General features: G+C 47.3%; 14 protein-coding genes and 1 tRNA gene. 5 read left to right on the forward strand and 10 right to left on the reverse strand.

All coding sequences use genetic code 11. The features are described from left to right. The first annotated feature begins 2 nt into the window (after window positions 1-2). The 3 genes from HH196_RS06840 to HH196_RS06850 are packed head-to-tail and all read left to right on the forward strand — an operon-like array spanning window position 3 to window position 2,419. The gene (locus HH196_RS06840) at window positions 3-971 is read left to right on the forward strand and encodes a branched-chain amino acid ABC transporter permease (RefSeq protein WP_169451404.1); all 969 of its coding nucleotides are present in this window, start codon (window positions 3-5) and stop codon (window positions 969-971) included. After that, window positions 971-1,714, forward strand: coding sequence for an ABC transporter ATP-binding protein (locus HH196_RS06845; RefSeq protein ID WP_248276833.1), 744 nt, complete (start codon window positions 971-973; stop codon window positions 1,712-1,714). The genes HH196_RS06840 and HH196_RS06845 overlap by 1 nt, the downstream gene beginning before the upstream one ends. A 3-nt stretch (window positions 1,715-1,717) precedes the next feature. Continuing rightward, a complete protein-coding gene (locus tag HH196_RS06850) occupies window positions 1,718-2,419 on the forward strand; it encodes an ABC transporter ATP-binding protein (protein ID WP_169451406.1) in 702 nt (233 codons plus the stop codon). Window positions 2,420-2,470: 51 nt separating this feature from the next. On the opposite strand, the gene HH196_RS06855 is transcribed toward HH196_RS06850, so the two are convergent. Genes HH196_RS06855 through HH196_RS06885 form a run of 7 tightly spaced genes read right to left on the reverse strand, consistent with a single transcriptional unit; the run spans window position 2,471 to window position 7,867 of the window. Further along, window positions 2,471-3,325, reverse strand: a complete 855-nt coding sequence (locus tag HH196_RS06855) for an alpha/beta hydrolase (protein ID WP_169451407.1) — start codon at window positions 3,323-3,325, stop codon at window positions 2,471-2,473. A gap of 12 nt (window positions 3,326-3,337) precedes the next feature. Continuing rightward, the gene (locus HH196_RS06860; protein WP_169451408.1) at window positions 3,338-4,036 is read right to left on the reverse strand and encodes a fumarylacetoacetate hydrolase family protein; all 699 of its coding nucleotides are present in this window, start codon (window positions 4,034-4,036) and stop codon (window positions 3,338-3,340) included. Between the two features lie 37 nt (window positions 4,037-4,073). After that, on the reverse strand, window positions 4,074-5,120 hold the full coding sequence (locus HH196_RS06865) for a cupin domain-containing protein (RefSeq protein WP_169451409.1): 1,047 nt from the start codon (window positions 5,118-5,120) through the stop codon (window positions 4,074-4,076). Window positions 5,121-5,132: 12 nt separating this feature from the next. Continuing rightward, window positions 5,133-5,777, reverse strand: a complete 645-nt coding sequence (maiA, locus tag HH196_RS06870; RefSeq protein WP_169451410.1) for a maleylacetoacetate isomerase — start codon at window positions 5,775-5,777, stop codon at window positions 5,133-5,135. A gap of 33 nt (window positions 5,778-5,810) precedes the next feature. After that, a complete protein-coding gene (locus tag HH196_RS06875) occupies window positions 5,811-6,125 on the reverse strand; it encodes a non-heme iron oxygenase ferredoxin subunit (protein WP_169451411.1) in 315 nt (104 codons plus the stop codon). A gap of 9 nt (window positions 6,126-6,134) precedes the next feature. After that, window positions 6,135-6,605, reverse strand: coding sequence for an aromatic-ring-hydroxylating dioxygenase subunit beta (locus HH196_RS06880; RefSeq protein ID WP_169451412.1), 471 nt, complete (start codon window positions 6,603-6,605; stop codon window positions 6,135-6,137). A gap of 2 nt (window positions 6,606-6,607) precedes the next feature. Then, entirely contained in the window at window positions 6,608-7,867 is a 1,260-nt protein-coding gene (locus tag HH196_RS06885; protein ID WP_169451413.1) for an aromatic ring-hydroxylating dioxygenase subunit alpha, read from the reverse strand. A gap of 114 nt (window positions 7,868-7,981) precedes the next feature. Between HH196_RS06885 and HH196_RS06890 the strand changes: the two genes are divergently transcribed. Then, on the forward strand, window positions 7,982-8,887 hold the full coding sequence (locus HH196_RS06890) for a LysR family transcriptional regulator (protein ID WP_169451414.1): 906 nt from the start codon (window positions 7,982-7,984) through the stop codon (window positions 8,885-8,887). A gap of 51 nt (window positions 8,888-8,938) precedes the next feature. On the opposite strand, the gene HH196_RS06895 is transcribed toward HH196_RS06890, so the two are convergent. Then, window positions 8,939-10,759: a feruloyl-CoA synthase gene (locus tag HH196_RS06895; protein WP_169451415.1), complete on the reverse strand. Its 1,821-nt coding sequence runs from the start codon at window positions 10,757-10,759 to the stop codon at window positions 8,939-8,941. Window positions 10,760-10,877: 118 nt separating this feature from the next. Here HH196_RS06895 and HH196_RS06900 point away from each other — a divergent pair, with 118 nt between their 5' ends. After that, window positions 10,878-11,696 (forward strand): helix-turn-helix transcriptional regulator, encoded by an 819-nt coding sequence (locus tag HH196_RS06900; RefSeq protein WP_169451416.1) that lies wholly within the window; start codon window positions 10,878-10,880, stop codon window positions 11,694-11,696. A 384-nt stretch (window positions 11,697-12,080) separates the two neighbouring features. Here HH196_RS06900 and HH196_RS06905 read toward each other — a convergent pair. Then, window positions 12,081-12,157, reverse strand: a tRNA-Ile gene (locus HH196_RS06905). 65 nt (window positions 12,158-12,222) lie between these two features. Next, complete coding sequence (gene rpoD / locus HH196_RS06910) at window positions 12,223-14,073, reverse strand: RNA polymerase sigma factor RpoD (protein WP_169451417.1); 1,851 nt, start codon at window positions 14,071-14,073, stop codon at window positions 12,223-12,225. Window positions 14,074-14,089: the final 16 nt, after the last annotated feature.

Below are 14,089 nucleotides of genomic sequence, written 5' to 3' on the forward strand. Positions count from 1 at the left end.
TAATGCGCAACCTATTAGGAAAAGGGATGACGACTTGGGGAATGATGGCACTCCTCTTTGTAGTGCCATTGGTATTCTTCTACACCGGCAACCCATTTTATTTGGATCTAGCAACTCGACTGATCATCCTTGCGATTGCAGCAGTCGGCCTTAATTTTGTACTCGGTTACGGTGGCCTAATCTCATTTGGCCATGCTGCTTTTATTGGCCTTGGCGCCTATGCTGTTGGCATACCTGTTTACCACGAGATTTACGGCGGCTGGGATGCGGTAGCCACCACAAACGGCTTTGCACACTTTGGACTCGCAATCTTAATTGGCGCACTTTTTGCGCTCATTACTGGTGCCATCAGCCTAAAAGTGCGTGGGGTCCACTTCATCATGATCACCATGGCTTTCGCGCAGATGATCTACTACCTGGTGATGTCTATCTCTGAATATGGTGGTGATGATGGTCTAGTCATAGACATGCGCTCAGAGTTTCCGCTGATCTCCCTAGATGATCCTATCCAGTTCTTCTTGATCGCATTTGCTTCGCTCGCACTGGTTATGTGGCTTGTTCACCTAATGGTTAACTCACGTTTCGGCATGGTTCTGCGCGGCTCTAAAGGCAACGAAACTCGAATGATTTCACTAGGCTATCCAACCTACCGCTACCGCCTAGTTGCCTATGTTATTTCAGGGGCTATATGTGGTTACGCTGGAGCACTACTAGGTAACTTTACCGCCTTCATCTCCCCCGAGATGATGGACTGGTCTCGCTCTGGCAATCTGATGTTTATGGTCATCCTCGGTGGTGTAGCTACCATCTTTGGGCCAGTCCTTGGTGCAACAGTGTTCATCGTATTGGAAGAGATTCTCTCTACCTACACTGTTTACTGGCACCTACCTTTCGGCCTTATGTTGGTACTTGTCGTTATGTACAGTCGCGGTGGTTTAACTGCCCTACTTCAAGGCAAAGGGGGTAAGTGATGTCTGCGATTCTTGAAGTTAAAAACCTGGTTAAACAGTACGGCGGTCTAACGGCAACTGACGACCTAAACCTAACGCTTAAGCAGGGTGAAATTCATGCGATTATCGGACCAAATGGTGCCGGTAAAACAACACTGGTATCGCAGTTATCTGGATTTGTAGAGCCAACAAGCGGAACCATCCTCTTTAAAGGCAAGGACATTACACGCTTAGAGCCGCATAAACGTGCTCATATTGGTATTGCCCGCACCTACCAGATCACATCATTGATCATGGAGATGACTGTTCTCGAGAACATCGCTCTTGCGATTCAGGCTCTTGATGGACACTCATTCAAGTTCTTCAAACCGGCAAGTTCAGTCAAACACATTCAAGAGGGCGCCATGGCGCTTCTAGAGCGTGTTGGCTTAGCTGAAAAAGCACAGATGCTAACATCTGCACTGTCGCACGGTGAGCACCGCAACATGGAGCTTGCGGTGGCTCTGGCTGCTGATGCAGAACTGTTGTTGTTAGACGAGCCTATGGCTGGCCTTGGTCCTGATGAAACAGGCCAGATGGTTGAGCTACTCAACTCACTCAAAGGTGAACGAACCATTCTACTCATTGAACATGACATGGATGCCGTATTTGCACTAGCCGATCGTATCTCTGTATTGGTGTACGGACACGTTATCGCAACCGGCACACCAGATGAAATTCGCAACGATGAGAAAGTTCAACACGCCTACCTAGGTGAGGAGTAAACAATGCTTAGAGTAGAAGGATTAGAGACAAGTTACGGCAGCAGCCAGGCGCTCTTTGGTGTTGATCTAGAGATTGGAGCTGGTCATGTTGCTACCCTCATGGGTCGTAACGGCATGGGTAAAACCACCACCATAAACTCGATTATGGGTGTGGTAAAGCCAGGCAAGGGAAAGATCAGTTTTGAAGGTCAGGATATCTTTGGTATCCCTAGTTTTAAGATTGCCCGTTTAGGGCTGGGTCTCGTACCTGAAGGCCGTCAGATATTCCCTAACCTCACCACCATGGAGAACTTGATCGCGACGGCGAGTAACCACTTGCAGCGTGACAATCCATGGACTGTTGAGCGCGTTTTAGGGCTTTTCCCAGAACTTGGTACACGTGAATCATCAATGGGCAACCTACTCTCTGGTGGCGAGCAGCAGATGCTGGCAATCGGCCGCGCCCTGATGACTAACCCTAAACTGCTTATTCTGGATGAGGCTACCGAGGGACTGGCCCCACTGATCCGTCAAAAAATCTGGGATGCCTTGGGTGAGATTCGCAATGAGGGGATGTCTATCCTTGTTGTCGACAAGAACCTTCACGACCTTGTGAAGCTTGCTGATGTTCACTTCATTATGCAGCGTGGACAGGTTGTATGGAGTGGCACTTCAGAGCAGCTAGATGCTGATGAAGAGGCTAGACACAACTATCTCGGCCTCTAAAAGCCAAACCCACCGGTTAAAACCGTCTCAATGAGAATTGAGGCGGTTTTTTTATGCGTAAAAAGCCAGAATATCTCGAACAAAACTCCCTTCTGAAAGGTAGTATTGGTCGAGAATGGAGAAGTGATCTGCGCCAGAAACTGCGCTGCACTCAACTTCAAATCCATGTTGGGTTAGATACTCTTTATATGTTTGAGACTGTCTAGCAAACTCACCTGGCTCTGCACCGCCATATCGAAGTAGTACTTTGCATTTAGATTTGGGTTCACAGAAGAGTGGACTCAAATCAACAACCTCTCGCTCGGTTAGATTCAACACGGGTTGTAACCAAGAGTGAGGAAAAGGCCCTAGATCAAACAAACCACTGACAGAGAGCGCACCTTTTAAGAGATTGTCAGACAAACCAAACTCTGCAGCCCAATCTGTTGCCAACAACATCCCGACTAAATGACCTCCAGCTGAGTGGCCAGAGACTGTTATTCTATTTGAATCGATATTCAAAGCTTCTGCATTCTTAGCTACCCAAGCAACTGAAGACTTCACTTGATTAGTAAGCGCACTCATTGTCACCTGTGGACAGAGGTCGTAGTTGACCGCAACAACAGTGACACCAGCTGGAACGAGCTGCTCTGCAATGAATACAAAATCGCGGCTGCTCAACGCACGCCAGTAGCCCCCATGTATAAAGATATGCACAGGTGCATTCTCTCTATTAGCTGGGTAGATATCTAAATAGGCCTCTGGAGAGTCACTAAAGTTATAGCTACTCCAATTAGGGTGTTGAGCCAAAGTAAGTGCACTTTGGCTCTGGTACTGCTCAAGCACTGCAGCGCGATCTCTCCCTATGAAGGGGTCATACTGCTGATTGATCTCATCTTCAGTTTCAAAATTGCGATACAGTGCCATAAAGCCATCCTATTAAGCGATCGTCAACTCGATAGTGCCAACGTTTGCGATCGAACCTTCGATCTTCTCTCCTGCTACTACAGGACCTACACCTTCAGGGGTACCAGTGTATATGAGGTCGCCTGGCTCTAGATGATAGAACTTAGATAGATGGGCAATAATTTCACGAACATTCCAAATCAAAAGATTTAGATCTGATGATTGTTTAGTCGCACCATCCACGCGTAATTCAATGGCACCCTCATTAATAGTCCCCACTGATTCACGAGTCACTATTGGCGAGATCACTGCTGACTTTTCAAAGTTCTTACCTAGATCCCATGGACGGCCAGCTTCACGTGCCTTCAACTGAAGGTCACGGCGAGTCATATCCAGACCACAAGCGTATCCGTAGATAAGTTCATCTGCATCCGCTTCAGCCACTTCAAAACCGGCTTTACCAATCGCTACAACAAACTCCATCTCATAGTGGTAGTTTGACGACATTGGAGGATAAGCAACGGTGCTACCAGAAGCGATCACGTTACTAGGATCTTTCATAAAGTAGAAAGGCTCCTGTGTCGCTTTATCAACAGTAACGCCCATTTCAGAGGCGTGAGCCAGGTAGTTACGACCGACACAAAAGACACGATTAACAGGGTAACGTGCTTCGCTGTTGGCGATAGCCACTGTCATTGGTGGCCTAGCTTCAAAAATTAGTTTTCCGCTCATATTGATCCTTTAGCGCCCGACGGCGTCCTTTCCTAAATTAAAAAATGCCTAAATATTCGTGCAGAGGAGATTCATCTGCAGTCATTAAAAAGAGTGGTTCACTACTAGATAGATTAGTCAGTGTGATATGGGTGTAACCCGGTGCACTCAATGTATCCTTCTCAACAAATCCCTGAGGAGTTCCATCCGTAGAAGGATGCCCCTCAACCGCCATACTTCCCTCGCCTTCAAGCACATGAAAGATGACAGGCGTGGTGCGCTTCGGAAGCGTTTGGGTCTCACCTGGACGCAACATGATCGCACCAAATCCGATACTCGGAAAAATGCTTCTACCCGTTTCAGGATTTACGTATGAGATGCTCAAAAGCCCGTCGCTATGGTCAGCAGCCATCTCGACAAGACAGGCGCGCGTCTTGCTCCAAGGGTATCGAAGTTGCGGTGTATTATCACTGCCGCGAGTTAAATTGATATTAGGCACAACACCAGCAGCACTGTAGTCTGAATAGGATTTATCCCGCACCTTATCACTGTTTTGTAACTCACCCTCAATCGCCCAAGAACCGTTTAAGCGATAGATAAGGGGCAAATCCAACACATCCAACCAGACGATTGGCCCATCTCCCTCATGGGTATGCTCATGCCACTTGCCCGCGGGGGTGAGTATCAGATCACCGCGCTCCATTTTACAGGGCTCACCATCGACGGTTGTGAATGCCCCCTCCCCCTCAACAATCACACGAACTGCACTTGGGGTGTGACGGTGGTTTGGCGCTGTCTCACCTGGCAAGATCAACTGCATACCTAGGTAGATACTCGGAGTCGCTTGGATATTCTCTAGCCCATGCCCGGGGTTCGCGAGAATCAACACGCGACGCTCCGCTTTTTCAATTGGCGTGAGTTCACCCGCCTGCATCAACAGCGGACGTAGGCTTTGGTAATCCCACTTGGTTACTGAGGTATCACGGGTTGGGACTTTGTAAGGGAGCACCGAACGCATTGCTGGCCATAAAGGCACGAGGTTGCGTTCAGTAAGGGCGTCACGGTAGCTCTGCGGTAGCTCTTCTAATGTTCCGAGTTGTGTCATATCGACTCCCTTTTAAAGATTAGCGAAATCAGGTTGATTAGTTGGTGCCGCAGCCACGAAAGCAGGGAGCTCAATACAGCGCTCGTAAATCTCCATCGATCTTGGATAGTCACTCATATCACAACCAAAACGCAGAGCATTACCCACCTGAGGAATTAGACAAACATCAGCAAGAGTCACCTCATTACCAAAACAGAATTGGCCCGTCGCATTAGTTACGAGCTGCGCTTCAACAGCACGCATACCCTCTTTAATCCAGTGTTTGTACCAATCGCTTTTCTGCTCTTCACTGACACCTAACTGGTTGGTGAGATAACCTAAAATACGCAGGTTGTTTACAGGGTGTATGTCTGACGCAATATTGTTACAAAACGACAAAATACGAGTCTTCAGCATCAGCTCTTTTGGCAACAGCGCCGGCTCTGGATAAGCCTCTTCAAGGTAGTTGAGAATCGCCATAGATTGGCTGATATGCTCACCTGAATCAGTCACTAACAGCGGAACCCCTTTTGCAGGATTAAGCTCAGTGTAACTTTCACTTTTCTGATCACCTTTGCGCAAATTGATACTGCGATATTGGTAATCTAGACCTTTAAGCGCCAACGCTATCCGCACCCTGTACGACGTTGAGCTAAAACAAAAACTGTATAACTCCACTTTTACCTCCTAGGGCATTTAAATTCGTTCAGATTAACCTAACTGAACTTCGATCTGATCACCCACTATGCGAAGAGGGTAGGTCTCGATATCTGTTGTGAGTGGTGCACAGAGCGCCTTGCCCGTTTTGATACAGAATTTACCTTGATGGATGGGACACTCAATCGCACCATCTTCGATAAAACCATCACTTAAACGAACGCGACCATGACTACAGAGGTTAGCCGTCGCATAAAACTCACCCTCGAGATTGTAGATGGCCAGATCCTGCCCCTCTACTATCACGCCAACCACTTCATCTTCATCTACTGCATCAACTGCAACAGCAGCAATCCACTTATCGCTCATAACAACCTTCTAAATCGGATAGATCATTGAGTTGAGAATCATATCGTTATCAAAGAGACAGATTCTTGATTTTAACTTGAGTCCAGAAGCGCTCACTTCGACTTGATCGATATATCGCCCCACATTGTAGACCTGTGCAATGCCATCCATCTTAGTTCGGAATACCGCATAGTTGGCCTCCGAATGGACAAGCTTATCAGTGGCACTCTTAATACGTGGCGCAGAAACTACATGATTCTGCATATACGGGTCATGAAAGATTGTCTCGGTTATGCCGTATATTCGATCTTTTAGCATCCCCTGCCCCTCAAGGGATAAAGCAGCCATAGGGAGATTTCGCTCAAAGTTTTCGCGTGACTGGATACGGTAGATACAGTCATCACTGAACATCGCCATCCAATCATCCCATCGCTCTTCATCAACTGCCGCAGCATACTCTTGATAGAACTGAGACAACTTTAAATAGAGTTCACTGTTCATACTCATACCTCCATCTGCTTACGCCAGTATTCGTACATACCGCGAATCAATGTCTCAGATACCATATGATCTGTCGTTTGATTAACCTCTGTACCATCCAACTCGGCCAGCGCTCGATGAAAGGGTTTAGACTCGAACCCCTCTTGAGAAAATTCGATGACTTCACCGTCATCTGCCGACACAAAACCGGCAGGCCCAAAGAGGTTTGCCTGACGAAGGCGGCGCTCGGTCATCTCTGGGGTATCATCTTCGTAACCGAAGTGGGTCCACACGAAATCAAATGAACCCTGTCCATCGGGTTGAATATGACGCGTACTCACACTGTTGACCTGCTGCTGCAGGATGACACTCGGGAACAGCGTCATCATCACTGCAGTTGGCCCATTCCACCAGGGCTCCAATTCAACATCTAAAAATCGAGGATCGTTCAGCTGCATATTCTCTTTAAAACTGCTGACATCCGTGGTTTGACTATCCTTACCACCTGAACCGCGCGTTGAGATCATCGCGGCGTGACGGAAGTGCTTATCCATTTTCAATTCGGAGCGATTATCGGCACGCCATAGCCCAAAGGTGACAAACCAGGTGTGCAAAAGACCTGGATGGTACGGGTCTTTGATATTCTCCATCATCAGCTTCCAGTTTCCCGGAATACGCTGTTTGTTATAGCCCAGCAGGGTTAACTTACGACCATTAAACATACGGTCAAAATAGTGCAGCATTTCTGGGCCAACGAACTCTTCGAAAGACTCCATCTCTTGATCAAAGGTGGCAAATACAACCCCACCGCGCTGAGCAACACGCAACTTAGTCAGCGAGTGATCCGCTGGTTTGAAATCTTTCGGCATTCCTCCTTGGACCTTACCATCCTGTTTGACACCGCGACGGAAAGGCACCCCCTGAAGGTCACCCTTAAGACTGTAACTCCACTGGTGATAGGGGCAGACGAGCTCTTTAGTGTTGCCATGCTTTTTGCGACAAAAGCGCATACCCCTGTGAGCACAGACATTCTCGACCACATTAATTTCGCCATCGTCGTCACGCACCATAATCACTGAACGCTCACCGATCACTGTACGCTTGAAATCACCTGGTTCTGGGATTTCAGCTTCGAGCCCCACATAACACCAGTGGTTTTTGTAGAAGAGACGTTCTAGCTCTAGCTGATGTATAGATTCATCTGTGTAGACGCTAAAAGGGATACGACTGGTCCCCTCTTGATCCCAAATAGGCTTCAGGGGAATACGATCATTTGCAGACATAATTAACCCACATATTATTTATTTTTATATGATCAATCAGGCCACTATAGCGGCATTCTAATAATTCAGATATAAAATAAGACTTATAAATACTATTCACAGAATTAATAATTAATGATTAAACTTCAAGATCTCGATCTCAATTTGTTACTTGTTTTCCACCTTATGTATCGTGAACGCAAGACGGGTGCAGTGGCGGAGTTAATGGGATTGTCACAACCTGCTGTCAGCAATGCTTTAAAGCGATTGCGAGTAACACTTGGAGACGAGCTATTTGAACGAACCGCACGTGGCATGTCACCGACGCCCTATGCTGAACAAATAGCAGAGAGCATCTCGATTACTCTCGATAACCTGCAGAGCTCTTTGAATGTAAAAACCGAGTTCAACCCGACTAAAAGTCAACGCACCTTTCGTGTCGCGATGACCGACCTAGGGGAGATGTATATGTTCCCAAGGCTCATGTTACATCTTGCTGAACATGCACCGGGAATCTCAATCACCACTGTACGCAACTCGGAGCTCTCACTAAAAGAGGATATGGAGAGCGGAAACGTAGACCTCGCTATTGGTCTACTACCCCAGTTAGAAGCAGGCTTTTATCAACGCAGACTGTTTGAACAAAACTACGTCTGCCTGATGCGTAAAGAGCACCCACTCGCAGGAGAAGCTCTCTCATTAGAGCGTTTTTCCCAAGCTGAACATATTGTTATAGAAGCAAAGGATACTGGCCACGGTCATGTAGAGAGGCAGTTAAAACGCAGTGGTGTAGCTCGTATAGTGCCGCTACGACTGCCACACTTTATGTCAGCACCTTACATCGTAGCTGAAACAGACTTGGTTGCTACCGTAACAGAGAAACTAGCACTGCAAACTGCAGAGGTACTTGGATTGACCATCCACCCCCACCCCGTCGATATCTCACCGGCTCAGATCAACCAGTTCTGGCACCGCAGAATGCACAGAGATGAAGGAAACATCTGGTTACGGAACACCATTTTTGAGCTATTTGCGGAGTGATTAGAACCCCTTTCAAATTGAGTTAGAAAGGGATTCTAGCAATGGGGGGGCCTAAATTCTAATAACAGCTTCACAGTTTTGATCAAAGAGTGACGCAACCTGATCCGCACGGGTCAGAAGAGAGGTGCGCTGATTTAGATACCCCTTATCAGTGATTTCACCCGCTGCCATATTCGGTGGTGTATCTAAAAGACGTAACACTCGGATATGCTGAGAAGAGCCTGGATACTCCTCTTTAAAGCTGCGCATCCGCTTCTCTAATTCATCTCGAACCGAGGCTATCTCTATCCAACGATGTGGCGGCAAAGAATCTGCACCATCTCCCGCCAACTCTTTCAGAGCAGGTGTTGGGAACATAAGCGCACCCACCTCATCTTGATTGTGACCACAGATAACAAAGTCCTGCGCGTAAGGGGTGAAACTACTTACTAGGTTAGTACGCAGTGTGCCGACTGAGACCCAAGTACCCGTTGTAAGTTTAAAATCCTCTGACACTCGCCCATTGAAGGCGATACCTTTTTCAGGATGCGACTCATCGATCAACTTACCGGCATCTTCAATCTTGTAGTAACCCTCTTCATCAAAGGCGTCAGCTGTCTTCTCAGGATTGTTACGATAGCCAGGGAAGATCGAAGGACCTTTTACACGGAGCTCCAACTTATCGCCAGAAGGGACAAATTTAATACTCAAACCAGGTAGAGGCGAGCCTAAATTGGCCGTCTTATCCATCTCAAAGTGAATGTTTGTGATGGCAGGCGCTGTCTCTGTAGAACCCCAAGATGAGGTAAAGAAGGGTAGATCACCTCGAACATCAAACGCCATTTCGCGCATTCGATTCCAGGTCGCCATCGGCAACGCAGCACCAGCGTAGAAGACAAGAATCAGACCCTTAAAAAAGGCCTCTCGTAGCTCCTCATCTCGCTCCATGTAACTGACTAGAACTTCGAAACCGCGTGGCACATTGAAAATAAGATTCGGACGAAGCTCTTTTATATTCGCAATGGTTTTCTCAATCGCACCCGGCATAGGTCGGCCATCATCGATGTACATAGTGCCGCCATTGCGCAGAATGAGATTGAAATTATGGTTAGCACCGAAGGTGTGGGACCAAGGGAGCCAGTCAACAACTACCAGCTCAGTTTTCTCAACAAATGGCCATACCTGCGCAATCTGCTGCTGATTCGCACAGAGCATTCTGTGGGTATTAATCACAACCTTAGGAGTACCTGTCGAACCCGAGGTGAGAAGATAACGGGCATGGGTATCAGGTGTAACTATAGCGAAAGCATTTGCTACTTCAGCTGACTCATCCGTTTCAATGGAACTAAGCAAGCTTACATTCGCAACCTGTGGATCTGTCGAAACTAAGCAGGGGCCATCGAATTGAATCTTATTTAGCGCATTACCATAGCGCATACCGTTTTCGGCAAAGACTAAACCTGGCTCTAGTGTTTCAATAATGCCATTAAGGCGTTCGCAGGATTCGTCCAATGTGGAGTATGCAGAAGAGACCGTCGCGACCGGAATTCCAACATGCATTGCTGCTAGAGAGATAAGCGCATGGTCTATAGAGTTTTCTGAAAGAATAACAACTGGTTTTTTAGAATTTAGACCAAGATCTAGAAGCCCCTGAGCAATGCGACCAACCCTAAAACGCGCTTCACTGTAGGTTAGCTTACACCACTCATCCCCATGTTTTTGACCAAGAAAAACATGGTCAGGCTTATGTTGTGCCCAATGCTCTAACCACTCACTTACGCACCGTTGGTAAGGCTTTAAAATTTGCTTGGATTCAAGGGTAAAAGCACCCTCACCCAGCTGAGTAAGGTGAACATCTGGAGTGGCCAGATCGGGTAGTCGAGTCTGCATCATGGTTCACTAATCCTAAGTTGTTATCTTTATATAGGTATTGAGTAGATCTAGATTAATGGCAAAAAATTGAACAAAATACCCCCATATGGGTATGTAATTATCGATTTAGAGAGCAGTTATGGCAGATTTTTTCCAGTTAGACTCACAGACAATTGAAACTGAAGAGGATCTAATAAATCAGGTTTACCCAATCATTAAAGAAATTGGTTTCTCTGCAGGACTCTTCTCCTATACACCGGTAGGTTGGTTACCAAGTAGAAACCCAGGTGTCGTTCGAAGGGCCATTTCGATAGGATTAAAAGAGGAGATATTTGATAGCTGGCTTCAACACCACAATCTCAAACCCACTCTATCACCCTCCCCCATGAGCCACTCATTTGACGTCTTTCGTAAACAGATGGTCAACCGAATCAGTCCTAAGATGTTCTCCCTCAATCAGATGTTAAGCAAAGGGTATGAATATCGTTCTCCCGCTGGGGATCGTTGGCTTAGAAAGATCAAACATAGCGGTGTAGAGCAGCTTTTTTCAGTACCCCACTTCTCTGTTCGAAGTGAGTTCTGGTCACTCGGACTTTTTCGTTACGCTGAGGATAGCGATGACACACCTCCTACCGCAGAGCAAAGTGCGACGCTGGTAAAGTTGGTAACGGACCTCGCTGAAGTCAGTATCGAGAAACTGCACTGGCGCGAAATAGCCAAAGATAAAATCAAAAAACCACTGACCAAAAGGGAACTCGATTGTCTCTACTGGGCATCCAAAGGCCATACCGCTGAAGAGACCGCTGATGAATTAAATTTACAGGTGGAGACCATACGCAAGTACATTAAGAACGCCTGCTATAAACTCAACGCCCGTAACAAAGTATCTGCCGTATCAAACGCCCACCAATTAGGACTATTGGGATACACACTGGACGTCTCAGTTAAATCAGAGTGAGGCAGATGCTATGCATCCAAAGATTCAAATTACGCAGTGAAGGTGGTGGGCCCTCCGGGACTTGAACCCAGGACCTGCCCATGATTCATTAAGAGCGAGTCGGCCAGCCGACTCATAATCGGCAGTACTAATTTCGAAGTGAAAATTTTGAATCTTGTGCTGAAGGATGGTGGGCCCTGCCAGACTTGAACTGGCGACCTGCCAAACTATAAAGAGTGAGGCGGATGCATTGCATCCAAAGATTCGAATTTCACTGTGAAGGTGGTGGGCCCTCCGGGACTTGAACCCAGGACCTGCCCCTTACAATAAAGAGCGAGTCGGCCAGCCGACTCATAATCGGCAGCACTATTTTCGGATTGAAAATTTTAACTTTTGTAGTGAAGGTGGTGGGCCCTCCGGGACTTGAACCCAGGACCTGCCGATTATGAGTCGGATGCTCTAACCAACTGAGCTAAGGGCCCACACAAGAAGCGCGCCCATAATACTGATCTAGCATTAGGGGCGCAATAACTTATAAATCAGAGATTTACTCGTCGATGAAGCCGCGTAGATGGTCTGAACGGCTTGGGTGGCGAAGCTTACGAAGTGCTTTCGCTTCGATCTGACGGATACGCTCACGGGTAACGTCGAACTGTTTGCCCACTTCCTCTAGGGTGTGGTCAGTGTTCATGTCGATACCGAAACGCATACGCAGCACTTTCGCTTCACGAGCGGTTAGACCTGCAAGCACAGAACGGGTTGCTTCACGCAGACCTTCGCCAGTTGCAGAGTCGATCGGAGATTCCATAGTGGTATCTTCGATAAAATCACCAAGGCTCGAATCTTCGTCGTCACCGATTGGTGTCTCCATTGAGATTGGCTCTTTAGCGATCTTAAGTACTTTACGGATCTTATCTTCAGGCATCTCCATACGCTCTGCCAACTCTTCTGGAGTCGGTTCACGACCCATCTCCTGAAGCATCTGACGTGAGATACGGTTAAGCTTGTTGATAGTTTCGATCATGTGAACAGGGATACGGATCGTACGCGCCTGGTCAGCAATTGAACGAGTGATCGCCTGACGAATCCACCAAGTAGCATAAGTTGAGAACTTGTAACCACGACGGTACTCGAACTTATCAACCGCTTTCATCAGACCGATGTTGCCTTCCTGAATAAGATCTAGGAACTGCAAACCACGGTTGGTGTATTTCTTAGCGATAGAGATAACAAGACGAAGGTTCGCCTCAACCATCTCTTTCTTAGCACGACGTGAACGCGCTTCACCAATCGATAGCTGACGGTTAACCTCTTTGATTTCAACGAGGGAGATACCGACATCTTGCTCGATCTGAAGAAGACGACGTTGAGCACGTTTCAGGTCACCAAGCTGAGCTTGCATTGACTCTGAGTATGGCTTACCTGAAGCGACAATCTCGTCAAACCACTCAGTGTTGGTTTCGTTACCTGGGAATAGCTTAATAAACTCTTGGCGAGGCATGCGACCTTTCTGAGTCGAGATGCGCATGATGTTTCGCTCTTGGGTACGAATGCGATCGATGAAATCACGTACTCGGCTTACCAACATTTCGTAGAAACGTGGTGAAAGTTTCACTGGAGAGAACACCAATGCCAGCTCTTCAAGCGCCGCAGCAAACTGAGATGAGTTACGACCTTTCTTCTCTGCCTTTTGAAGTGCAACTAGTGCCGCTTCGATAGCACCGAAACGCTCTTTAGCCTCTTCTGGATCTGGACCACGATCTTTCTCATCATCAGAGTCTGAAGAGTCACCATCTTCATCGTCATCATCGTCAGAGTCAGAAGCATCATCTTCCGGCTCTTCATCAAGCTCATCGCTGTCATTATTTTGAGCGATTTCAGAATCAGGATCGATGTAACCGCTGAATAGATCGCTTAGACGCCCCTCTTCTTCAACAGTTGCATGGTATGCCGCTAGAATAGCGTCAACACTTCCTGGGAACTGCGCAAGTGCAGTCATGACACCACGGATACCCTCTTCGATTCGCTTAGCGATCTCAATTTCGCCTTCACGAGTCAGAAGTTCAACCGTACCCATCTCACGCATGTACATACGCACTGGATCAGTTGTACGACCGGCATCAGACTCAACCGCCGCAAGAGCTGCTACAGCTTCTTCGTCAGCTTCTTCACTTGAGTCACCATCGGTCATCAACAGAGTTTCTGCGTCTGGAGCTTCCTCCGACACAGAGATACCCATATCGTTGATCATGCGAATGATGTCTTCGACCTGATCTGGATCTGCGATATCTTCTGGAAGATGGTCATTTACTTCAGCGTACGTAAGGTAGCCTTGCTCCTTACCCTTCGCGATCAACTCTTTGAGGCGAGATTGCTGTTGTGCTGTGTTGTCAGACATTTAAAATCCTGTGTCT

The organism is Marinobacterium sp. LSUCC0821 (assembly GCF_012848475.1).
GTDB lineage: Bacteria > Pseudomonadota > Gammaproteobacteria > Pseudomonadales > Balneatricaceae > Marinobacterium_E.

Excerpts from the sequence above, each read along its gene's own strand:
- HH196_RS06840 (WP_169451404.1), top strand. The coding sequence starts at position 3 with ATGCGCAACCTATTAGGAAAAGGGATGACGACTTGGGGAATGATGGCA.
- HH196_RS06845 (WP_248276833.1), top strand. The coding sequence starts at position 971 with ATGTCTGCGATTCTTGAAGTTAAAAACCTGGTTAAACAGTACGGCGGT.
- HH196_RS06850 (WP_169451406.1), top strand. The coding sequence starts at position 1,718 with ATGCTTAGAGTAGAAGGATTAGAGACAAGTTACGGCAGCAGCCAGGCG.
- HH196_RS06855 (WP_169451407.1), bottom strand. The coding sequence starts at position 3,325 with ATGGCACTGTATCGCAATTTTGAAACTGAAGATGAGATCAATCAGCAG.
- HH196_RS06860 (WP_169451408.1), bottom strand. The coding sequence starts at position 4,036 with ATGAGCGGAAAACTAATTTTTGAAGCTAGGCCACCAATGACAGTGGCT.
- HH196_RS06865 (WP_169451409.1), bottom strand. The coding sequence starts at position 5,120 with ATGACACAACTCGGAACATTAGAAGAGCTACCGCAGAGCTACCGTGAC.
- HH196_RS06875 (WP_169451411.1), bottom strand. The coding sequence starts at position 6,125 with ATGAGCGATAAGTGGATTGCTGCTGTTGCAGTTGATGCAGTAGATGAA.
- HH196_RS06880 (WP_169451412.1), bottom strand. The coding sequence starts at position 6,605 with ATGAACAGTGAACTCTATTTAAAGTTGTCTCAGTTCTATCAAGAGTAT.
- HH196_RS06885 (WP_169451413.1), bottom strand. The coding sequence starts at position 7,867 with ATGTCTGCAAATGATCGTATTCCCCTGAAGCCTATTTGGGATCAAGAG.
- HH196_RS06890 (WP_169451414.1), top strand. The coding sequence starts at position 7,982 with ATGATTAAACTTCAAGATCTCGATCTCAATTTGTTACTTGTTTTCCAC.
- HH196_RS06895 (WP_169451415.1), bottom strand. The coding sequence starts at position 10,759 with ATGATGCAGACTCGACTACCCGATCTGGCCACTCCAGATGTTCACCTT.
- HH196_RS06900 (WP_169451416.1), top strand. The coding sequence starts at position 10,878 with ATGGCAGATTTTTTCCAGTTAGACTCACAGACAATTGAAACTGAAGAG.
- rpoD (WP_169451417.1), bottom strand. The coding sequence starts at position 14,073 with ATGTCTGACAACACAGCACAACAGCAATCTCGCCTCAAAGAGTTGATC.